Source organism: Sphingopyxis sp. NFH-91, assembly GCF_021401285.1.
Taxonomy (GTDB): Bacteria; Pseudomonadota; Alphaproteobacteria; order Sphingomonadales; family Sphingomonadaceae; genus Sphingopyxis; species Sphingopyxis terrae_A.
Genome location: NZ_JACBGA010000001.1, coordinates 84,308 through 104,737, shown reverse-complemented (window position 1 = coordinate 104,737; position 20,430 = coordinate 84,308). Strand labels below are relative to the sequence as shown.

Annotated in this window: 16 protein-coding genes; 5 read left to right on the top strand and 11 right to left on the bottom strand. The window is 66.3% G+C overall.

Going from position 1 to position 20,430, the window contains the following annotated elements:
• The gene (locus L0963_RS00465; RefSeq protein ID WP_231292868.1) at positions 1-630 is read right to left on the bottom strand and encodes a hypothetical protein; all 630 of its coding nucleotides are present in this window, start codon (positions 628-630) and stop codon (positions 1-3) included.
• Between the two features lie 363 nt (positions 631-993).
• Between L0963_RS00465 and L0963_RS00460 the strand changes: the two genes are divergently transcribed.
• The 4 genes from L0963_RS00460 to holA all read left to right on the top strand — a co-directional run bounded on the left by L0963_RS00460 (position 994) and on the right by holA (position 5,774).
• Positions 994-1,455: a DUF3576 domain-containing protein gene (locus L0963_RS00460; RefSeq protein WP_058812276.1), complete on the top strand. Its 462-nt coding sequence runs from the start codon at positions 994-996 to the stop codon at positions 1,453-1,455.
• A gap of 194 nt (positions 1,456-1,649) precedes the next feature.
• Positions 1,650-4,199: a leucine--tRNA ligase gene (gene leuS / locus L0963_RS00455; RefSeq protein ID WP_234178444.1), complete on the top strand. Its 2,550-nt coding sequence runs from the start codon at positions 1,650-1,652 to the stop codon at positions 4,197-4,199.
• 1 nt (position 4,200) lies between these two features.
• Entirely contained in the window at positions 4,201-4,737 is a 537-nt protein-coding gene (lptE, locus tag L0963_RS00450; protein WP_003041627.1) for an LPS assembly lipoprotein LptE, read from the top strand.
• 5 nt (positions 4,738-4,742) lie between these two features.
• On the top strand, positions 4,743-5,774 hold the full coding sequence (gene holA / locus L0963_RS00445; RefSeq protein ID WP_186401797.1) for a DNA polymerase III subunit delta: 1,032 nt from the start codon (positions 4,743-4,745) through the stop codon (positions 5,772-5,774).
• Between the two features lie 10 nt (positions 5,775-5,784).
• Here the strand turns inward: holA and L0963_RS00440 are convergent, their stop codons facing one another.
• The 8 genes from L0963_RS00440 to L0963_RS00405 all read right to left on the bottom strand — a co-directional run bounded on the left by L0963_RS00440 (position 5,785) and on the right by L0963_RS00405 (position 17,238).
• Complete coding sequence (locus tag L0963_RS00440) at positions 5,785-7,608, bottom strand: cation:proton antiporter (RefSeq protein ID WP_062901588.1); 1,824 nt, start codon at positions 7,606-7,608, stop codon at positions 5,785-5,787.
• 116 nt (positions 7,609-7,724) lie between these two features.
• Positions 7,725-10,541, bottom strand: a complete 2,817-nt coding sequence (locus L0963_RS00435) for a TonB-dependent receptor (RefSeq protein ID WP_234178442.1) — start codon at positions 10,539-10,541, stop codon at positions 7,725-7,727.
• A 159-nt stretch (positions 10,542-10,700) separates the two neighbouring features.
• A complete protein-coding gene (gene pdeM / locus L0963_RS00430) occupies positions 10,701-11,417 on the bottom strand; it encodes a ligase-associated DNA damage response endonuclease PdeM (RefSeq protein WP_267960474.1) in 717 nt (238 codons plus the stop codon).
• Positions 11,418-11,474: 57 nt separating this feature from the next.
• A complete protein-coding gene (locus tag L0963_RS00425) occupies positions 11,475-12,533 on the bottom strand; it encodes an aspartyl protease family protein (RefSeq protein WP_062901587.1) in 1,059 nt (352 codons plus the stop codon).
• Between the two features lie 77 nt (positions 12,534-12,610).
• Positions 12,611-15,019 carry a ligase-associated DNA damage response DEXH box helicase gene (locus tag L0963_RS00420; protein ID WP_234178438.1) on the bottom strand — a complete coding sequence of 803 codons (2,409 nt, stop codon included), beginning with the start codon at positions 15,017-15,019 and terminating at the stop codon, positions 12,611-12,613.
• Between the two features lie 94 nt (positions 15,020-15,113).
• Complete coding sequence (locus L0963_RS00415; protein ID WP_062901586.1) at positions 15,114-15,995, bottom strand: OmpA family protein; 882 nt, start codon at positions 15,993-15,995, stop codon at positions 15,114-15,116.
• Positions 15,996-16,153: 158 nt separating this feature from the next.
• Positions 16,154-16,774, bottom strand: coding sequence for a LysE family translocator (locus L0963_RS00410; protein WP_186401801.1), 621 nt, complete (start codon positions 16,772-16,774; stop codon positions 16,154-16,156).
• On the bottom strand, positions 16,771-17,238 hold the full coding sequence (locus tag L0963_RS00405) for a cupin domain-containing protein (protein WP_234178436.1): 468 nt from the start codon (positions 17,236-17,238) through the stop codon (positions 16,771-16,773). The genes L0963_RS00410 and L0963_RS00405 overlap by 4 nt, the downstream gene beginning before the upstream one ends.
• A gap of 119 nt (positions 17,239-17,357) precedes the next feature.
• Between L0963_RS00405 and dapE the strand changes: the two genes are divergently transcribed.
• Positions 17,358-18,491 (top strand): succinyl-diaminopimelate desuccinylase, encoded by a 1,134-nt coding sequence (gene dapE / locus L0963_RS00400; RefSeq protein WP_186401803.1) that lies wholly within the window; start codon positions 17,358-17,360, stop codon positions 18,489-18,491.
• Positions 18,492-18,494: 3 nt separating this feature from the next.
• On the opposite strand, the gene L0963_RS00395 is transcribed toward dapE, so the two are convergent.
• Entirely contained in the window at positions 18,495-19,067 is a 573-nt protein-coding gene (locus L0963_RS00395; RefSeq protein WP_234178435.1) for a Smr/MutS family protein, read from the bottom strand.
• A gap of 6 nt (positions 19,068-19,073) precedes the next feature.
• On the bottom strand, positions 19,074-20,426 hold the full coding sequence (gene mltA / locus L0963_RS00390; protein WP_234178434.1) for a murein transglycosylase A: 1,353 nt from the start codon (positions 20,424-20,426) through the stop codon (positions 19,074-19,076).
• Positions 20,427-20,430 lie beyond the last annotated feature (4 nt).

The window sequence follows — 20,430 nt, the reverse complement described above, 5'->3', positions numbered from 1 at the left end:
TTAGAAGCGGAAGGCGGTTCCGACATAGACCGCCTGACTGTCGCGGCGCGCGTCGGTCAGCGGCTGGAAGCGGTCGTCGGCCTTGTAACGGACGCCCGCGGTCACATCGAGGTTCTTGGTCAGGCGATAGCTGCTGACGACATCGACGGTCTGCTCTTCGCCCGGCGCGGTGATGCGGTCGGTTGCGCCGGCCGGATCGGTCGGACGGCTGACCATCTTGGTCGCGAAGCGCGATTTCTTGTTGTCGGCCTGTTCGGGCGCGCGCGCGACCGGCAGGTTGCGCAGGTCAGTGCCGCTGGGCAGCGCCGGGGTCACGAATTTTTCGAACCCGACCGACGCGCCCAGATTATAGGTCACAGGGGCGATCGAGATCGGCGATTTGGTGCGGCCGGCGGCAAGCGCGGCTGTGCGTGCGCTCGACGAATCGTCGCGGGCGCGAATCACGACGGTGATCGCGCGATTCTTATGTCCGTCATCGGGCAACGCGGGCGTGAAGCTGAAGCCGCGGCGCGCCTCTTCCGAGATTTTGATATAGCGGGCGATCAGGCGCGGGTCGCCCGACGCCGGGGTGAATTGGCCAAGCACCGAATTCGAAAGCTGGGTGTCGCGAATCCGGTCGGCGCGTGTCATCGACGCGAGCGCAGGCGGAAGCGCAACGGTAACCGCTGCTACCGCGAACAGGCCTGCTTTCCAAAAATGTCGCGAATTCCGCGCCATTGCTCTGCGACTCCAACCCCAATCGAATCCTGAGATAGGACGACGGGGGCGACAATTCCAGTGATTCCCGACCGATTGATCGCGCGTCGCCGGCTTTTCGCCGAACATGTTGCGCGAACAGCACAGTGGCGGGCAGAGATGAGCCGGGGATGAACGGTCGAAACACCGGAAATGGCGCGCTTGCCGGACGGCGGCAAGGGCGATAGAGACGCTTGCAAATTTCCGCATGCGCGCCCGCCATTTGCTGCCCGCGCGCCCAGAATAAGGTGTTACGGCATGTCCAAGCTTACCCTTCTTGCCTCGCTCGGTCGTCGTCCGGCCGCGCTCGCCCTGATCGGGGTCGCGGCGCTCGGCCTGTCGGCCTGCGGCGGGAAGGACCGGCCGCGCGCCGACCTGGCGGCGAGCCAGGTGACGACGATCGGCGTCAATTCCTATCTGTGGCGCGCGTCGCTCGACGCCCTGTCGTTCATGCCGCTGCTGCAGGCCGACAGCTCGGGCGGGGTCATCATCACCGACTGGTATGCCAACCCCGGCAATCCGAACGAGCGCATGAAGGTGACCGTGTCGATCCTCGACCGCGACCTGCGCGCCGATGCGCTGCGCGTCGCCGCGCTGCGTCAGGTCGCCCAGAACGGCACCTGGGTCGACGCGCCGGTTCAGGCTGCGACGGTGCAGAAGCTGGAAGAAATCATCCTCACCCGCGCTCGCGACCTGCGCCGCAGCGCGATCGAGGGCTGAGTTTCGGATTTCGGTGTTTCCCCGCGAAGGCGGGGATCCATCTCCGGTTGTTCCGGATTTGAACGGCAGGTGATGGGCCCCCGCCTCCAGCCTTTGGCTGAAGTTTATCCTGAGCGCCCGTCCTGCGGGCAGTCGAAGGGTGGGGGCACGCTATTTTGATCGATGGTATTTTGACAAACGGGGTAGCCGAACAAATGACCCGCGAAACGCGCTTTGGCGCCCTCGCCGCCGACGCCCGCTGGCAGGCGGCATGGGACGCCGCGAACAGCTTTGCGACGACCGACAGTTCGAATAAGCCAAAGGCCTATATCCTCGAGATGTTCCCCTATCCCTCGGGGCGCATCCACATGGGGCATGTCCGCAACTATGCGATGGGCGACGTGCTGGCGCGCTTCAAGCGGATGACCGGGCATGACGTGCTGCATCCGATGGGCTGGGACGCCTTTGGCATGCCGGCCGAAAATGCCGCGATGGAAAAGGGCGTCCACCCCGGCGGCTGGACGCGCGACAATATCATCGCGATGCGCGCGCAATTGAAGCGCCTCGGCCTTGCGATCGACTGGAGCCGCGAACTCGCGACATGCGAGCCCGATTATTACGGGCAGGAACAGGCGCTGTTCCTCGACCTGTTCGCGCACGGGCTGGTCACGCGTAAGGAAAGCTACGTCAACTGGGACCCCGTCGACATGACCGTGCTCGCCAACGAGCAGGTCATCGACGGGCGCGGCTGGCGTTCGGGCGCGCTGGTCGAAAAGAAGAAATTGTCGCAGTGGTTCCTGAAGATCACCGACTTCGCAGACGAACTGCTCGATGGCCTCAAGGGCCTCGACCATTGGCCCGACAAGGTGCGGCTGATGCAGGAAAACTGGATCGGCAAGTCGCAGGGCCTGGAATTCAGCTTCAAGCTCGCGGGCGGCGCGCCAGGCTTCGACGTCTTCACGACGCGGCCCGACACGCTGTACGGGGCCAGCTTTGCAGCGATTTCGCCCGACCATCCGCTGGCCGAGTCGCTGGCCAAGGATGCGCCGCGCCTTGCCGCGTTCATCGAGGAGTGTCGCCGTCAGGGGACGTCGGCCGAACAGCTCGAAACCGCGGAGAAGATGGGCTTCGACACCGGCCTGTCGGTGCAACATCCGCTCGACCCCGACTGGCATCTGCCGATCTGGGTCGTGAATTATGTGCTGATGGATTACGGTACCGGCGCGATCTTCGGTTGTCCCGCGCACGATCAGCGCGACCTCGACTTCGCGCGCAAATATGATCTGCCCGTACACCGCGTGATTGCGGACGGCGACGAAACCGGCCAGACCTTCCGCGGCGACGAAGCCTATACCGGCCCCGGCCGCCTCGTGAACAGCCACTTCCTCGACGGGATGAGCATCGACGAAGCGAAGGCCGCGATCATCGCGCGCGCCGAGCATGAAGGCTGGGGCAAGGGCACTACCGTCTGGCGCCTGCGCGACTGGGGCGTCTCGCGCCAGCGTTACTGGGGGACGCCGATCCCCTTCATCCATTGCCCGGCCTGTGGCCTCGTGCCGGTGCCGAAGGACCAATTGCCCGTCGTACTGCCCGACGATGCCGATTTCTCGGTCCCCGGCAATCCGCTCGACCGCCATCCGACGTGGAAGCATGTCGCCTGCCCGACATGCGGCGGCGAAGCGGTGCGCGAGACCGATACGCTCGATACCTTCGTCGATTCGTCGTGGTATTTCCTGCGCTTCGCCTCGGCACCGGCCGACCGGCCGTTCGATCCCGATGTCATCCGTCGCTGGCTGCCCGTCGACCAATATATCGGCGGCATCGAGCATGCGATCCTTCACCTGCTCTACGCGCGCTTCTGGACGCGCGCGCTCAACAAGCTGGGGATGATCGACATCAAGGAGCCCTTCGCCAGCCTGTTCACGCAGGGGATGGTGACGCACGAAACCTACAGCCGTGCGCAGGGCGAGGGCCTCCCTCCCCTCTTCTTCACCCCCGACGAAGTGATGCGCACCGCCGACGGCGCCACGCTCGAGGCCGATGGCGCACCGGTCGAGGTCGGCCGGGTCATCAAGATGTCGAAGTCGAAGAAGAATGTCGTCGATCCCGACGCCATCCTCGACCAATATGGCGCCGACGCCGCGCGCTGGTTCATGCTCTCCGACAGCCCGCCCGAGCGCGATCTGCCGTGGAGCGAGGCGGGGATCGAGGGTGCGTGGCGTTTCGTCCAGCGCTTGTGGCGCCTGTTCGGCGACACCGACAATGTCGGCGACGGCGGCGAAGACAAGGTGCTGGCGCGCAAGCTGCACCAGGCAATCGCCGGCGTTGCCGTCGACATCGAATCGCTCGGCTTCAACAAGGCGGTGGCCAAGATCCACGCGCTCGCCAACGATATCGAAAAGGCGAAGCCCTCGGCGACCCGCGCCGAAGCGTGCCGGACGCTGATCCTGCTCGTCGCGCCGATGATGCCGCATCTGGCCGAAGAGGCCTGGGCGGCGCTGCCCGCGGCGCAGCGGACGACCCCGATGATCGCCGACGCCGCCTGGCCCGCCGCCGACCCGGCGCTTCTCGTCGATGATGAGGTGACGATCGCGATCCAGATCGCCGGCAAGCTGCGCGACACGATGACCGCCGCGAAGGGCGCCGACAAGGCCGCGCTCGAAACCGCGGCGCTCGCCCGCCCGCGCATCGCCGAGCTGCTCGGCGGCGCCGCACCCAAAAAGGTGATTGTCGTTCCCGACCGTCTGGTGAATATCGTTCCCTGACATGAAACGCCTGCTCACCTCTTCGCTCGTCGCCGCTTCGCTGCTTCTTGGCGGCTGCGGGCTCCGGCCGCTCTATGCGAACGGCAGCAAGGGCGCGGTGGCGCAGGTGCTGGCCGACGTCGATGTCGCGCCGATCGAGGGGCATAATGGCTGGCTCGTCCGCAACGCGCTGCGCGACCGGTTGCAGGCGACGCAAGGCGGACATGGTGCGGGCCAGCGGCTGCGGCTCGACGTGCGGCTCGAGGATTCGATCACCGGCCTCGGCGTCCGCTCCGACGATGCCGTGACGCGCGAGCGGCGGACGCTGCGCGCCCGCTATCAGCTCGTCGATGCGGCAAGCGGCGAAGTGCTACTCGACGCGACCGCGGCGCAGGACGGCGGGATCGACGTCGTCGGCAGCGAATATTCGACGATCGCCGCCGAATCGACGACGCTCGAACGGCTCGCATCGGGAATCGCCGACCAGATCGTCGCGCGGCTTGCGGTCTTCGCCGATCGTGGCGGCGGCCAGCCGGCGCCGTCCGCCCCGGCGCCCTGACCGGCATGAAGTCGGTCAAGCCCGGCGAACTCGAACGCCTCAGCCGCCTCGATCCCGCGGTCCGCTTCATCCTGCTGACCGGCCCCGACGACGCGACAATGGAAAGCGTCGCCGCGCATCTTATCGCGCTGGCCGGCAAGGAGGCCGAGCGGGTCGATCTGACATCGGGCCAGATGGCACAGGACGGCGCGCTGCTTGCCGCCGAAGCGGCGTCGATGTCGCTCTTTTCGCCCGCGCGCGTGATCCGGCTCGAGATTTCGGGCGGCGGCGACGATTGCCTCGCCGCCGTCGAGGCGCTGCTCGGCGCGGACAGCGTGCTCAACCCAGTGATCGCGACCGGCGCCTCGGTCACCGCGCGATCGAAACTCGTCAAGCTTGTCGAGGGCGCTGATAATGCCGTCGCCGCCATCTGTTATCAGCCCGACCGCCGTGCGCTCGTAGGCATCGCGATGGAAGCCGCGACGGCGCAAGGATTGCGGGTTGCCAATGCCGAGGCGCAATTGCTCGTCGATCTCGTCTCGGGCGATCAGGCGCTGATGCGTCGCGAGATTGAGAAGATCGCACTCTACCTCGACGCCGGTCCCGACCGGCAGCGGCAGGTCACGCCCGCCGACATCGCCGCGCTGGGCGCCGCGACGCACGAAGAGGATGTCAGCGCGTGCATCAACGTCGCGCTCGGCGGCAAGCTGCGCGACCTGCCCGACATGCTCGCGCAAGCGGCGGCGGTCGGCGTCGCCGAGATCCGCATCATCCGCGCGCTGGCGATCCGCGCGATGCAGCTCGCCAAGCTGCGCGCCGAGGTCGATGCGGGCGCGCACCCGGCGACGGTGGTCGCGGCGAAAAGCAGCGGCGTATTCTGGAAAGAGCGCGATGCGGTGACGGCGCAGCTCCACATCTGGGATTCGGTACGCGTCGCGCGGCTGATGACGCGGCTGCTGGAATGCGAGCGTGCGCTAAAAGCATCGGGCACCGCGGGCGCGGTGCTGTTCCGCAAGCTGATGACCGACATCGCGCATCAGGCCGCGCGCGCGCGCTGACGCCGGACCGTCAGGCTGCCGCGGTCGCCTCCTTCGCCTCGCGGCGCGCCTTCGGGTCGTCGGGCGGAACGAAGGTCCACACCGTATCGCCGGCCTCCACCGTCGGGCGGTGGCGCGTCGAAAAGATCGCGAGGTCGCCCGACGCCTTGACCACCATCAGGCTGTCGCCCCCCGACGCCTTCATCCGCGCGACAAAGTCGGCGTAAGGGAATTTTTCGGTGATTCGCGTGCGGCCGAAGGTCCATCCTGCGTGCAGGCGGTCGAGCTGCGTGTCGATTGTGGTGCCGCCGATGGTGAACACGCGACCGAGCCGCTGGCTCGCGCCGGTCGCCTCGCCCGCCACGCGGCTGACGCGGTCGTGGCCGATCTCGGGCGCCAGCTCGCCGCACACCAGCGCGTTATAGCTGTCATTGTCGGTCGCAGCGATGAGCTGCTGATACTGGCCCATGTCGATCGCGTCCTCGTGCACCTCGTCCAATATGTCGCCGTGATAGACGCGAATGTCGGCGCGCCGCGCGCGGCGTAGCGCGAACTTGCTGGCGTCGGCGATCATCGCGCCGCGATCCTGTTCCTTGACGAACTGCGCGAAGGCAATCGTCCAGCTGTTCGCCCCGACGAGCAGAACGCCGTCACCCTTGCCCTGATCGAGGCCAAGCCAGCGCGCGAAGGTTCCAGCGGTAAAGCCATGCGCAAAGATCGTCGCGATGACGACGCCGAAGCCCAAGGGTACCAGCGCCTCCGCCCCCGGCACGCCATAGTCGGTGAGGCGCAGCGCGAAGAGGCCCGTCACCGCGACCGCGACGATCCCGCGCGGCGCGATCCAGGCGACGAACAGCCGCTCCTTCAGCGGGATACGCGTGAACAGCAGCGCCGTCATGATCGTCAGCGGGCGCACGACGAAAAGCAGCAGAAGGAGGAAGATCAGGAATCGGAACTGGAAATTCTTGACCACGTCCCAGTTGAGCGTCGCCGACAGGATTATGAAGACGCCCGACACCAGAACGACGGTCAGATCCTCCTTGAAGCGCTGCAGCGAGCGGGTCGAATAGGTTTCGCGGTTCGCCATCACGACGCCCATGACGGTGACGGTGATCAGACCAGTTTCGTGCATGATGAGGTCCGAAAGCACGAAGACCGCGATCACCGTCGTCAGCAGCACCGGCGCCTTCAGATATTCGGGCACCCAGCCGCGCGGAAAGGCCCAGGTCAGCAGAAAACCGGCCGCACCACCGATCAGGATCGCGAGCACGCTCGCCGCGACGACGTCGGTGACGATGCTCACGCTATTCGCATCTGCACCGCCGTGGGTGATGTAGCTGTAGATGCCGACCGCGAGCAGCGCGCCGATCGGATCGTTCACAATACCTTCCCACTTGAGCATATTCTTGACGCGCGGCGCGATGTTGAGCGAGCGGAGCATCGGCGCGATCACCGTCGGCCCCGTCACCACCATTACCCCGCCGAACAGCGCCGCGAGCTCGAACGGCAGGCCCGCGCCATAATAGGCCGCCGCGGTGCCGAGCGCCCAGCCGACGGGCACCCCGATGAAGACGAGCATGAAGACCGCGGTTCCCGCCTGGCGCAGTTCGCGGAACTTGAGGCTCAGGCCGCCTTCGAACAGGATCACCGCGACGGCGAGCTTGATCATCGGTTCGCGCAGGGCGCCGAAATCGCGCACCGGATCGATCAGCCCGAGCACCGGCCCCGCCAATATGCCGGCGACGAGCATCAACGCGATCGCGGGTTTGTTGGTCCGCCACGCCACCCATTGGGCGCCGATGCCGATCACGCCGATCAGCGCGATTTTTACGAGCAGGGAGTCGATTGCGAACATGCCCCCAGCCTATGCAGGGTCGGCGCAAAGGTTCCACAAAAAAGAGCCGCCCGCCTGCCTTTCGGCAAACGGGCGGTCCCTTATTCGGCCGGACAAGCCGGCCGCATGTTACGCGATCAGAACTTGCCGCGCAGCGTCACGCCATAGGTGCGCGGTTCGGCAAGGAACTGCGAGAAGATCTGGCGCCCACCCGGATACTGGGGATCCGAGAATGCGCTGCTCACGCCGCCTTCCTGGAAGGGTGAGTTGAAGGCAACCTGCGCATATTGCTTGTTGAACAGGTTCTGCGCCCAGAATTCGATGCCCCACTTTTCGTCAGGGCCGCGAACGCCGACGCGGGCATTGAAGATCGCATACCCGTCCTGTTCCTTTTGCGGTAAGAGGTCCGAACCCGTGTTGTAATCGCTAGTCATGCGACCATCGATATAGACGAGGCCGGTCAGACCGCTGCTGCCGATTTCGGGCGTCCAGGTCACGCTGCCGGTCGCGACCAGTTCGGGCGCATTCGACAGATTGTTTCCGGGGAGCTGGCGCAGTGCCTGATCGAGCGGAGCGCCCGAAGCATTGCCGACAAGGTTATTGCGATATTTTGTCCGCGCATACGTCAGACCGGCAGTCATACGGAAGTCGCGAGCAGGAACCAGTGAAGCTTCGAGTTCGAAACCCTGCGTACGAACGCCCCAGCCCACATTGTCGGCTGCACACGCACCGGTTGTAGCGGCCGCAGCATTATAGTTCGGCGAACCGGTGAACTTGCTCTGATCGCGATCGGCTCCGTTGAGATCAGCCGAACAGCCGTTGACGTTCTGCACGAGGAACACGCTGCCGTTAAACGTGTTGAGCTGGAAGCTGCTGAAATCCGAACGGAAGAAGGTCAGACCTGCGCTGAACGGCCCGGTCGAATATTTGGCGCCTAGTTCGTAGCTGTCGACCGTTTCCGGGTCGAACTGCAGATTGCCCACGAGCGACTGCGCCCCGCCCGCCTGGGCAAAGGACCAGGTCGGAACGCCGCCAACGATCTGGATCGGATTTTTCAGCGCCGATCGGTCGAGATTGAAGCCGCCGGCTTTGTAACCGCGGGCATAGCTGGCGTAGACCAACAGATCGTCGACCGGCTTGTACGAAAGGATCGCGGTGCCGGTCCACTTGTCTTCGCTGCGCTGATCGTTGATCGAAACACCGTTCAATTCGGCAGTCGAGTTGCCTTGACAGGCAAGCCCGATCAGCCCCGCAGAAACCGGCTGCAACGCAGCGACACCAAGAAAACCGCCGACCAGATTCTGGACGTTGACGCACGCCTGATTGTCGTTGGTAAACGTCGCCGCGAACTTCTTCTTATCGTGGGTATAACGCACGCCCAGCGTCAGATCGAGCTTGTCGGTGATGTGGAAGATATTGTGGGTGAAAAGCGCCCAGTTGGTATCATCCTGGCGGTAGCGATCATTGATGCTGCCCTTGTCGCTGATGCCATCAAGTTGATCGAGTGCCGCATAAATCGCCGGCGAAGCCGCGCCGAAAGCGGCCGGTCGGGCAGCGACACAGCCGGCTGACGTCGGCGAATAGAGACCCGCAAGCGCCCCGCCCGAGATAAGGCGGCACGCGGCGAAGCGGCCATATTGTGTGCCGAAGCGCAGATTGTCGCGAACAGTCAGCTTTTCATTGGCATAGAAACCACCGACGAGCCAGTCGAGTTTGCCATCGAATGCTTCACCCTGCAGACGCACTTCCTGGGTGAACGTGTGGAACTGGCGATAGGCATCGTCGCTCGGCGCGCGATAGAGAATGTCGACAGCGCCATAGTCGAGGTCACCCGCCTGGCCCGAGCGATATTCGCGATAGCCGGTGATCGAAGTCAGCGTAGCGCCACCGAGATCCCAGTCGACCTGGCCCGAGAAGCCATAATCCTTGGTCTTGCCAGCGAAGCTGCGGCCCGCGCTGACCGACAGATCGCGGCTGTAACCTTGGCTGAAGGCGCCGAGCGGCTGACCAAGGTCGCGCAGAACGTTAATAATATTATTGCCATCGGGCTGCGGCACGTTTGGCGGCGTTCCTGTCGCTCCGGTCGACAGCGGCGTCGACGGATTGTTGAGATTGCCGATGTACGGGTTAACGCTGTTGTCGACATAGATCGCGCCGCAGCATTTTTCGTTGCGATAGGTGTAGTCGGCGATCAACCGGATCGACAGCGCGTCGGTCGGTTCGAACAAAAGCTGGCCGCGCAGGAAATAGCGGTCGCGGTTGTTGACGTCGGTATTGTTCGTCGTGTCGCGCAAAAAGCCGTCGCGCTTCACCCAGACGCCGTCGAGGCGCGCCGCGACCTTGTCGGTGATCGGGCCGGTAACGCTGCCGCTCAGGCGCCAATAGTCATAGTTGCCATAGGTTATTTCGCCGCTGGCGCCGAAGTTGAAGTCGGGCTTTTTCGAATAGATGCTGATCAGGCCCGCCGACGAGTTGCGTCCGCCGAGCGTGCCCTGGGGGCCGCGCTGGACTTCGACGCGGTCAATCTCACCCAGTTCGTTGAGGCCGATGCCCGAACGCGAGCGATAGACGCCGTCGATGAAGACCGGAACCGAACTTTCGAGACCCGGGTTGTCGCCGACGGTGCCGATGCCGCGGATACGCGCCGAACCATTGGCTTCCGAGCCCGTCGACGAGACGAGCAGCGACGGCGCGACCTGGTTGAGCTGGCGAATGTCGTTGGCGCCGCTGTTCTGCAGCGTTTCGGCGCTGACCGCCGAAATGGCGACCGGCACGTCCGACAGCAGCTGCGAACGGCCCTGCGCGGTCACGACGATCGCATTGGCGGTGTCTTCGGCGTTATCGGTGGTGGCATCCTGCGCAAAGGCGGGCGCCGAGACGGCCGCGACGGCAATCGACACGCCGAGCGCGGTCGTGCGAAGCAGACGGGCATTCAGTAGGGAAGATGATGTCACTTTGGGCACTCCTCTCAGATAATTTCTTTTTTCGTTGCCCTTATGTCATACCGCAAATGGCGGCCCATTCCAGCGAGACCCCTGCTTTTTCGACGTTTTTGGACAGGTGATGCTTTTTGGCCACAGCCCGGTCAAGGCGCTATACGGCTCCGCAGGCCGCTATCGCGTCGCCGCCCTTTTGCTTGCCGTAGCGTCATCGCGGGTTGCCGCGGTCGAGGGAAAGGCAAGCAACCGCCCCTGCGCATTTAGCGCCGCATGATAGGAACCGGCAAAATTGGCAGCGATCGCCGGGTCGAATACGTCGAGGCCGCCGGTCAGACTGCCAAAAGCAGGCAGGATCAAGCGCTTGGCGTCATGCGCAAAGCAGGGGCGCGACACCGGGCGGCCGCGAAGCTGCAGCCGCAGCTTGGGGTGAAAATGTCCCGATATCTCGGGCCACGCCTCTTTCGGGCAGCATTGGTGGCGCAGCATGATGCCGTCGACGCACAGCGCGTCGGCGATCTTCCCGCCCCACGCCCCGGCGGTCAGCCCGTCGTGATTGCCGGCGACCCAGACAAGTTCGGTCATCGCCCCCAGCGCGCGCAGCCGGTCGGCCGTCGCCGGCGCGATGCGCTCGTCCGCGGTCCGATCATGAAAACTGTCGCCCAGACACCAGACGGCGCGCGCGCCCGTCCGCCGCGCAAGATCGGTCAGCCGGTCGAGCGTATCCTGACTGTCGTAGGGCGGCAGCGGCTGGCCGCGCGCGGCGTACCAGCTCGCCTTTTCGAGATGCAGGTCGGCGACGATCAGCGCCCCGTGCCGGGGCCAGAACAGCGCCCGTTCGGCATGCAGGTGAAAGGTCTGGCCGGCAAAGTCGAAGGCGGGCGCGGGCGGCATCGCGCCGCTATGGCGCGCTACCGCGCCGCGGGCAAGCGCCACGAACCGATCGCTTTGCTAGCTCCCGCTCCTCGCATTGTTGAGCGCGAAACGCTGGCCGGTCTCGCGGTTCGCACCGCTCGGCAAATCGAAGACGACGCGGCGGTTGGGGAAATCGATCTCGATCCGGTCAAACAGTGACATGCTGTCCATCCCCAGCAGCAAGGCCGGCCGATCATCGAGACCCAGCGCGCGAAAGGCTTGGCTGTCAGCGAAGCTAACGGGCAAGTCGTTGAGGTCCAGACCCTTGACCGTAATCCGCTTGATCGCCGTCCGCGTCGCAGAAACCGCCTCGCCGGTCACGGCGCTCAGCATAGTCTCGACAAAGGGCACGCGGTTGGCGCGCTTCGCCGCAACCAGTCGCTGCAACGCCAGATTTCCGACGCTCGTCTGCGCGCCCGTATCGACGATGAGGTCGATGCGCTTTCCATCGAGCCGGGCGTCGGACAGGATAAGGCGGCCCGCGGCATTGCGCGCGGTGACGACGATGGCGTCGTCGTCGCGGATAATCGGTGTAGCACGCTTTCGCGTTGCCAGTATCTCCATGTGCTGCTTGCGAAAGTCGATCAGCACGCGCCGGTCTTCGAGCATATCGACGCCGATCAGGCCTGCGGCCCCGATATGGCGGCCGTAGAAGGCGGGCGCAACCAAGCCGGTCATCTCAAGGTCGGTCATCTGCAGGGCGGCGACCCGAAAGCTGGGGACGGTCGCAGAGCCGCCGATGGTCGCCAGCCGGAGCTGTTCGCCCGGCGCCAGCTTCAGCCGATCCGCCAGTTCGCGCGCGATTACCGTCCGCTCAGCTCCGGTATCGACGAGGAAGGAGAATGGGCCTTGCCCACCAATCATGACATCGACCGCCATGCGCCGCGTCGCATCGAGATCGAAGGGTTGAATGAAGGGAATGAGCGCGCCGGTTGCGGGATCGACAACCATATCGGGAGTTGGCTCCGCGGCGGCCGGGGGAGCAGCAGGTGCTGCGGGCGCTGCCGGCGCGCCGGCAGGCTGGGCCGATCCGATCAACAGCGGTGCGGCGAGCAACAACGCCATCAGCGCGGGGCGATGCACATTATGCTTCATGGCGGCATCCTCTCTTTATTGTTATACGCTTATAATACGCCCCTTCGCGATTTTCAGCAATCGTGCGACCAACCCCGTCATTCGCTCCCCATCGCGGTTGCCGCGAGTGTATCGGCGAGCTCGCCAAGCAGCGCGTCGTCGAGGTCCGAGGCCGCGACATTTTCGCGCCCGATCAGCACCAGCACCGGGATCGCGAGCGGGCTGATGCGATCGAGCCTTTGATGCACCATCGTCCCCGCCGCGCGGTCGAGCAGGTCGCCGAGCCGCGCGACGTCGGTGAGCCGCTCGCGCGCGTCGGCCCAGGCGGCTTCGATCAGCAGATGATCGGGTTCATATTTGCGCAGGACGTCGAAGATGAGGTCGGTCGAAAAGGTCACCTGCTTGCCCGTCTTGCGCTTGCCCGGATGCTGGCGTTCGATCAGCCCGCCGATCACCGCAACCTCGCGGAAGGCGCGCTTCAGGAGGTGCGAATTTTCGACCCATTCGACGAACTCGCCTTCCAATATGGTCGCGTCGAACAGCGCCTCGGGATGCGCGACCGGTTTCAGCGACCAGAGCGCGAGCGCATAGTCGGAGGCGACGAAGCCGAGCGGCTGGAGCCCCGCGCGCTCCATCCGTTTCGACAGCAGCATGCCGAGCGACTGGTGCGCGTTCCACCCCTCGAACGGATAGCAGACAAGATAATGCGCGCCCTCGTGCGGGAAGGTTTCGACGAGCAGCTCGCCGGGGCGCGGCAGCACCGAGCGCAGCGCCTGCATCTCGAGCCAGAAGCGCACATCCTCTGGAAATCGCCGCCAGCTCGCCGGATCGGCCAGGAAAGCGCGCACCCGGTCGGCAAGGCGCGTCGACAGCGCCATCCGCGCCCCGACATAGGAGGGAATACGCGCCGGACGCGTCGTTGCGCGCACGATGAGGTCAGTGTCGCGGATCGTCTCGACCTCGAGGCTGAGGCCGGCGAAGGCGAAGGTGTCGCCCGCGGTCAGCGTGCTCGCGAAATATTCCTCGACGCTGCCGAGGCGCCGTCCGTTCTTGAAGCGCACGTCGAGTGTGGGGGCGTCGACGATGATCCCGGCGTTTAGCCGGTGCTGCGCCGCGAGCCGGGGGTGCGCGATGCGCCAGCCGCCCTGCCCGTCGGGCGCCAGGCGGCGGAAGCGATCATAGCTTTTGAGCGCATAGCCGCCGTCGCGCACAAAACCGAGCAGGCGCGCAAAGAGCGCGGCGTTGATCCAGCGATACGGCTGCGCACCGCGGATTTCGGCGAACAGATCCTCCTCGCGGAAGGGTGCGGCGCACGCGAGGGCCATGACATGCTGCGCCAGCACGTCGAGCGCGCCGGGGCGGAAGCGATCGGCATCGCGCTCGCCCGCCTCCACCGCGTCGAGTGCGGCGCGCGCCTCAAGATATTCGAAGCGATTGCCCGGCACGATCAGCGCCCGGCTCGGTTCGTCGAGCCGGTGGTTGGCGCGGCCGATGCGCTGGAGCAGCCGCGACGAACCCTTGGGCGCCCCCATCTGGATCACGCAGTCGACATCGCCCCAGTCGAGCCCGAGATCGAGGCTGGAGGTCGCGACGAGCGCCCGCAATCTCCCCTCGGCCATGGCATTTTCCGCGCGCTGGCGCGCCTCGCGGTCGAGGCTGCCGTGATGGATCGCGATCGGCAGCGACAGGTCGTTGACCTTCCACAATTCCTGGAAAATCAGCTCGGCCAGCCCGCGGGTGTTGCAGAAGATGATCGTCGTGCGGTTCTTCGCGATTTCGCCCATCACCTGATGCACCGCATAGCGTCCCGAATGCCCCGCCCACGGCACCGCCCCTTCAGGCAGCAGGATCGAAATGTCGGGATCGGCGCCGCGCTCGCCCTCGACCAGCGTCACGCGCGCCGGATTGCCCTCGGGCGCGAGCCAGGCGCGATAGGCGTCCGCATCAGCAATCGTCGCCGACAGGCCGACGCGCCGCAGCCCCGGCGCGACGCGTTCGAGGCGCGCGAGCGCGAGGCTGAGCAGATCGCCGCGCTTGCCGGTCGCGAAGGCGTGGATTTCATCGATGGCCACCGTCTTCAGATCGGCGAACATCGCGAAGCTGTCGGGGTAGGAGAGCAGCAGCGACAGCGATTCGGGGGTGGTCAGCAGGATATTGGGCGGCCGACTGCGCTGGCGCGCCTTTTTGTCCGAACTGGTATCGCCGCTCCGGCTCTCAACGCTGATGTCGAGATCCATGTCGGCGATCGGACCGAGCAGGTTGCGCTCGACATCGGCGGCCAGCGCCTTGAGCGGCGAGACATAGAGGGTGTGCAACCGGTCGGACGGGTTGGCCGCAAGGTCGATCAGACTGGGGAGAAAGCCGGCCAATGTCTTGCCGGCGCCGGTCGCCGCCACGAGGAGCGCGCTTTCGCCGCGCTGCGCCGCCGTGAGCATGTCGGCCTGGTGCCGCCGCAGCCGCCACCCGCGGTGCGCGAACCAGCCGGCGAAGGGAGCGGGAAGCGACATGCGCAAGATGTGGCGCCGACGCCGCGCCGCGGCAACCCCTTCGCGCCCGCCCATGGGGCGGGGCGGGCGTGAACCCGCCCCGCGTGCGTCTGGCTTAGAGGCCGTCGAGCCCCTTGCTGACGAGGATATTTACGGCCACGCGGCGATTCTGCGCCTTGCCTTCGACCGTGTCGTTGCTCGCTGCCGGATCGGCTTCCGCCATTCCGGTCGGCGTGAGCATGCGATAGGGCTTCCAGCCGCACGCCTGCTGCAGATAATTCACCACGCGCCCGGCGCGCTTTTCGCTGAGCTGCTGATTGAGTTCCTCGCTGCCGGTCGAATCGGTGTAGCCGACGACGAGCAGCAGGGCATTGTCCATGCTTTCCGCCTGCTGCGCGACCGCGCAGAGATCGGATTTCGCCTGCGGCGACAGGACCGACTGGCCGGTGTCGAAATTCACCGTCGTCGTGGCTTTCACATTATACTGGTCAATGTCGCCCATCCGGCCGCGCAGCGCTTCGGTGGCCGCGGTCTGTTCGGCGAACCGCTGATCGGTCCCGTTGCGGATCATCGAGGCGGTGCGCAGATCCTTACTCTTGAGATCGATCTGGCTGGCGACCAGCCCGCCTTCCCACTGGCGCGTCTCGACCGACACGGGAAGGCCGTTGAGCAGCGCTTCGGCACCGAGCTTGTCGCGGTTCAGGCCCAGGAAGCCGCCGCTCGACTTGATCGTCGTGGCGTCGGCGATGGTGATCACGGTGTTGCTGCCGTCGGCGGTCGTCACCTGCATCCGGTCGCCGCTGCGCGCCGAGATGATGCCTTCGACCTTCGGGCCTTCGGCCATCTGCGCCATATCTGGCGGCGCGGCGCCGGTTACGAGCAAAGACCCGTCGCTTTCGGGTGCATCCTGCGCCTGCACCGCCACTGCGGTGCTGACCGAGCCGGCAAGCATCGCCAGCAACAACAATCGCTTCGATTTCATGGAAACTGCACGCATTACGCTACTCCTTCATTCCGAGCCGCCCCCGCGAGTTCCCGCCGTCCTTTTCTGCACCTGAAATCGTCCGGCAAGGCCGTTGAGCGATCGTGCCGTCCATATGAGCAGATTGTGCGGCGAACCGTTGGTGAGGGCGCACTTTCGCGCAATTCGGGCAGTCAGCGGCCTGCGGTCAGCGCAAACCATATCGCCACCCCGACGATCGCGAGCGCGAGGATACGGCGGACGGTGCGGGTGCGCGCCGGGTCTGAAATCCAGCCGCCGACCCGGCTCCCTGCCACGACGATCGTCAGATGCACCGTAGTCGCGATCGCGATGCTGACGAGCGCGAGCGCGAAAGCGACGCCGAAGCCCGGCACCTGCCCGCCATTGAAGCGCGGGATGACGACGACGTAAAAGAGCATCGCCTTCGGATTGAGCAGATTGACCACCAGCCCCGACAGGAAATGGTGCCGCGACCGGCCCGGCGCGGCGATCAACGCCGGGGAGTTTTCGCCCGCGTCCCGCCAACTTTCCCAGGCAAGCCAGAGGAGGAAGGCAGCGCCGCCCCAGCGCAAGACCTGCCATAGCAGCGGACTGGCCGACACGATGAAGGCGATACCGAGCGCGGCGGCGAACGCATTGACGAACAGGCCGATCGCCACCCCGGCGGTCGCGGCCAGCCCCGCGCGGCGCCCCTCGCCCATCGCCAGCGCGGCGAGCCACGCCATGTTCGGGCCCGGCGTCAGTTCGATCAGCAGCACCGCCAGGCCAAAGCCGATCCAGTCGGCGTCGGTCACGGCAGGCGTTTCGTCGGATAGGGCGTGCCGTCCTTGTGGAAATAGCCGTCGGGCGTGAACAGCATGTCGATATCCGAATAGCCGCCGCCGGTATCGTGCAGCTTGCCGCCGCCCAAGGCGACGAAGACGCAGTCGGCGTCCGTTTCATTGACCAGATGATGGCCGTTGGTGCTGCCCTTCGGCCATACCGCAATGTCGCCCGCGCGCATCGGCCAGCGCCCCGCGTCCTCGACGAGCGTGGCTTCGCCCGAAATCATCACGAGCATCTCGTCCTCGCCGTCGTGCCAGTGGCGCTGCGACGACCAGGCGCCGGGTTTCAGCACGACATGGCTCGCGGCGAAATCGGCAAGGCCGGTGGCGGGCGCGAGGCGGCGGTACCAGCGCCCCTGTACCGGCGCGTCATAGGGGGCGGGATAGCCGGTGACGTTGGTCTGGGGGATGGTGTCGAGATCGAGCTTGGGCATGGCGGTCCTCCGATCTCCCTTTTGCCTTTCGCATCGAGCGAAGTCGAGATGCCCCTCGGCGCAGCGCACGGACGAATGGTGTCTCGACTTCGCTCGACACGAACGGATAAAGGATGCTCATGACCATGACCATCGACCCCGTCGACCTTGCCCGGGCGCTGATCGCCGCGCCGAGCGTCACGCCCGCGACCGGCGCCGTCTTCGACTTGCTGGAGGCGGCGCTCGCCCCGCTCGGGTTCACGGTCGAGCGCTTCATCGATGGGATCGAACCCGACGGGCCGGTCGAAAATCTGCTCGCGGTACGAGCGGGCAGCGGCCCGGTGCATTTCGGCTTTGCCGGGCATCTTGACGTCGTACCCCCGGGCGTCGGCTGGACCGGCGATGCTTTCGCGCCCGAAATTCGCGGCGATCTGCTCTACGGCCGCGGCGCGGTCGACATGAAGGGTTCGATCGCCGCCTTCGTCGCCGCGGCGGCGGCAACCCCCGCCGAGGCGGGAACGATCAGCCTGATCATCACCGGCGACGAGGAAGGCCCGGCGATCTTCGGCACCCGCGCGCTGATGGAGCATATGGATGCGCGCGGGGTGAAGCCCGACATGATCATCGTCGGCGAACCGACATCGGTGAACCGGCTCGGCGACATGGTGAAGATCGGTCGGCGCGGATCGGTCAATATCTGGATCGACGTGCCGGGAACGCAGGGCCATGTCGCCTATCCGCACCTGGCCGACAATCCGATCCCCAAGCTGGTGCGCATCCTGGCGGCGATCGACACGGTGACGCTCGACGAGGGGACCGCCTGGTTCCAGCCGTCGAACATCGAGTTCACCGACCTTGAGGTCGGCAATGGCGCGACCAACGTGATTCCGGCATCGGCGCGCGCGCGGCTGTCGATCCGCTTCAACGACCAGCAGAAGGGCGCCGATCTGGTCGCGATGGTCGAGCGCATCGCGCAGGACGTCGAGCCCGCGGCCAAGGTGATCGGCAAGATTTCGGGCGAGGCCTTTCTGACCCCGCCGGGCGCGCTGTCGTCGCTCGTCGCGGACGCGATCCGGGCCGAGACGGGCATCGAAGCCGACATGTCGACGACCGGCGGCACCTCTGACGCGCGCTTCCTCCATGCGCTGTGCCCGGTGGTCGAATTCGGGCTGACCAATGCGACGATGCACAAGCTCGACGAGGCGGTCGCGGTCGAAGACCTGCACACGCTGACGGCCATCTATCGCGGAATATTGGACCGTGCCCTTCGCTGACGCCTAATCCTCGCGGCTGCGCCGCAGGATGACATAGACCGCGCCCGCGCCGCCATGGCTGATGTGCGCCGGGCGCAGCGCGACGATGCGGTCGGCATGGGGCGACACCGCCAGCCAGTCGGCGAGCGAAGCGCGGATTGCGCCGCGCGGACGCGGTTCGTGCGGCTGCGGCAAGCGGTCGGCGCCCGGCCGCAGGCGCCCCGCGACGACGAGCAGCACGCGCGCGCCGCGCAGCAGCGCCCGCCCGATCGCATCGTCGAGCAGCGCCTGCGCCGAGGCAAGGCTGTGGCCGTGGAGATCGATGCTGAGGTCGGGGCGGACGTGCCCCTTGCGCAGCCGCCGGTCCCAATGGCTGTCGAGCGTTGCCTGCCCATGGATACGGCGCGGCGGGGGGAGCGCGGCGGGCCGGGCCCGCGCCGCGGCGGCAACGGCGATGCCGCGCGGCTCCGGCTTGGGTGGCCGCACCGTCGGCGGCGCCGCCGGTTCGAGCGGCGACGGTGCGCGATGGAGCGGCTTCACCGTGGCCGCGACCCGTTTCCACAGCGCATTTTCTTCGGGAGCGAGGCGGCGCGCCATCGCCAGTCAGCGCGCGGCGGCTGTGAGCCGCGCGACCGCGGCGCGCGGCAGCAGGATCAGCGCCGAACCGCGCGCCGCCATGCCACCCGCAATCGCACGTGCCTTTTCCCCGGCGCCCCAGAAGCTGTCGAACCGGTTCGCGCCCTTGATTGCGCCGCCGGTGTCCTGCGCCACCCACAGCCCATTGGGTTCGGCGCGGTCGAGCGAGAGGAAGACCGGGGCGCCGAGCGGCACATATTTGGGATCGGCGGCGACGCTCGCGCGGCCCGTGACCGGCACGCCGAGCGCGCCCAGCGGCCCGGGTCCGGTGAGTTCGCGGAAGAAGACCCAGCTCGGATTTTCATTCATCACTGCGGCGCCGCGAACTGGATCGGCGCGCAGATAATCGAGGATGCCCTGCATCGAGGCCTGCCCCGGCTGGAGCGCGCCGCGGTCGAGCAGCAGCTTGCCGATGCCGACATAATCGCGGCCGTTCTGGCTGTCGTAACCGATCCGCATGACGTCGCCGTCAGGCAAACGCAGCCGCCCCGACCCCTGCACCTGCAGGAAAAAGAATTCGGCCGCATCGGCCGCCCAGGCGATTTCGAGGCCGCGCCCGGCGAGCGCGCCGCGTTCGATCGCGAGACGATCATAATAGGGGATGAAATTGCTGCCATCGACGCGGCCGCGGATCTTCCTGCCCTGCAAATCCTTCGAAAACAGACCAAGGTCTACATCGACCAGATCGGCAGGGCGCCGGTAGATCGGCACGTCATAGCCCGGCCGCCGCGTCCGCGAGGCGGCGATTTCGGGTTCGTAATAGCCGGTGACGAAGGCGGTGCCTGCACCGATCTGCACCGTACCGAAATAGCGGCTGAAGAAATTGCCGGCATCGCGGTCGGCCCAGCCGCTCGCGGCGCTGCAGGCCTCGGCCCATTCGCCGGGCTGCGTCAGCCCGCTTGCATCGGTTCGGCGCTGCACCGAAGGGCAGCTCAGCCGGAAGGCGATCAGCGCGGCGGTCGCCTGTTCGGGAGCAACGCCCAGCGCATTATATTCGGGACCGGCAACGACGCCGCTTTCGACCGCGCTGGTCGCGGTCGCAGGAACCGGCGGCGCGGCAAGCGGCGGATTGGGGGTTGCAGGAATCGGCTTCGCGGCGGCACCCGGCGGCACCGAGGGGCGCGGCTGATAAGGGCGCGGGGCGGCGGTCGTGGGGGCCGGAGTCGGTGTCGGGTTAGTCGCAGGGGCGGGGCGCGGTCCGGCGGCCGCCGGGATCACCGAGGCACAGCCCGACAGCAGCGGAACGGTCAAGAGAAGCGCGAGGCCGACGCAGCGAAGGCGCGGCCTGCGATCCGGCACGGCGTCCCCCCGGAACGTCATGCTG

Bases quoted from the DNA above. Each gene is read 5' to 3' on its own strand.
- L0963_RS00465 (WP_231292868.1), bottom strand. From the start codon at position 630: ATGACACGCGCCGACCGGATTCGCGACACCCAGCTTTCGAATTCGGTG.
- L0963_RS00460 (WP_058812276.1), top strand. From the start codon at position 994: ATGTCCAAGCTTACCCTTCTTGCCTCGCTCGGTCGTCGTCCGGCCGCG.
- leuS (WP_234178444.1), top strand. From the start codon at position 1,650: ATGACCCGCGAAACGCGCTTTGGCGCCCTCGCCGCCGACGCCCGCTGG.
- lptE (WP_003041627.1), top strand. From the start codon at position 4,201: ATGAAACGCCTGCTCACCTCTTCGCTCGTCGCCGCTTCGCTGCTTCTT.
- holA (WP_186401797.1), top strand. From the start codon at position 4,743: ATGAAGTCGGTCAAGCCCGGCGAACTCGAACGCCTCAGCCGCCTCGAT.
- L0963_RS00440 (WP_062901588.1), bottom strand. From the start codon at position 7,608: ATGTTCGCAATCGACTCCCTGCTCGTAAAAATCGCGCTGATCGGCGTG.
- pdeM (WP_267960474.1), bottom strand. From the start codon at position 11,417: ATGCCGCCCGCGCCCGCCTTCGACTTTGCCGGCCAGACCTTTCACCTG.
- L0963_RS00425 (WP_062901587.1), bottom strand. From the start codon at position 12,533: ATGAAGCATAATGTGCATCGCCCCGCGCTGATGGCGTTGTTGCTCGCC.
- L0963_RS00420 (WP_234178438.1), bottom strand. From the start codon at position 15,019: ATGTCGCTTCCCGCTCCCTTCGCCGGCTGGTTCGCGCACCGCGGGTGG.
- L0963_RS00415 (WP_062901586.1), bottom strand. From the start codon at position 15,995: ATGCGTGCAGTTTCCATGAAATCGAAGCGATTGTTGTTGCTGGCGATG.
- L0963_RS00405 (WP_234178436.1), bottom strand. From the start codon at position 17,238: ATGCCCAAGCTCGATCTCGACACCATCCCCCAGACCAACGTCACCGGC.
- dapE (WP_186401803.1), top strand. From the start codon at position 17,358: ATGACCATGACCATCGACCCCGTCGACCTTGCCCGGGCGCTGATCGCC.
- L0963_RS00395 (WP_234178435.1), bottom strand. From the start codon at position 19,067: ATGGCGCGCCGCCTCGCTCCCGAAGAAAATGCGCTGTGGAAACGGGTC.
- mltA (WP_234178434.1), bottom strand. From the start codon at position 20,426: ATGACGTTCCGGGGGGACGCCGTGCCGGATCGCAGGCCGCGCCTTCGC.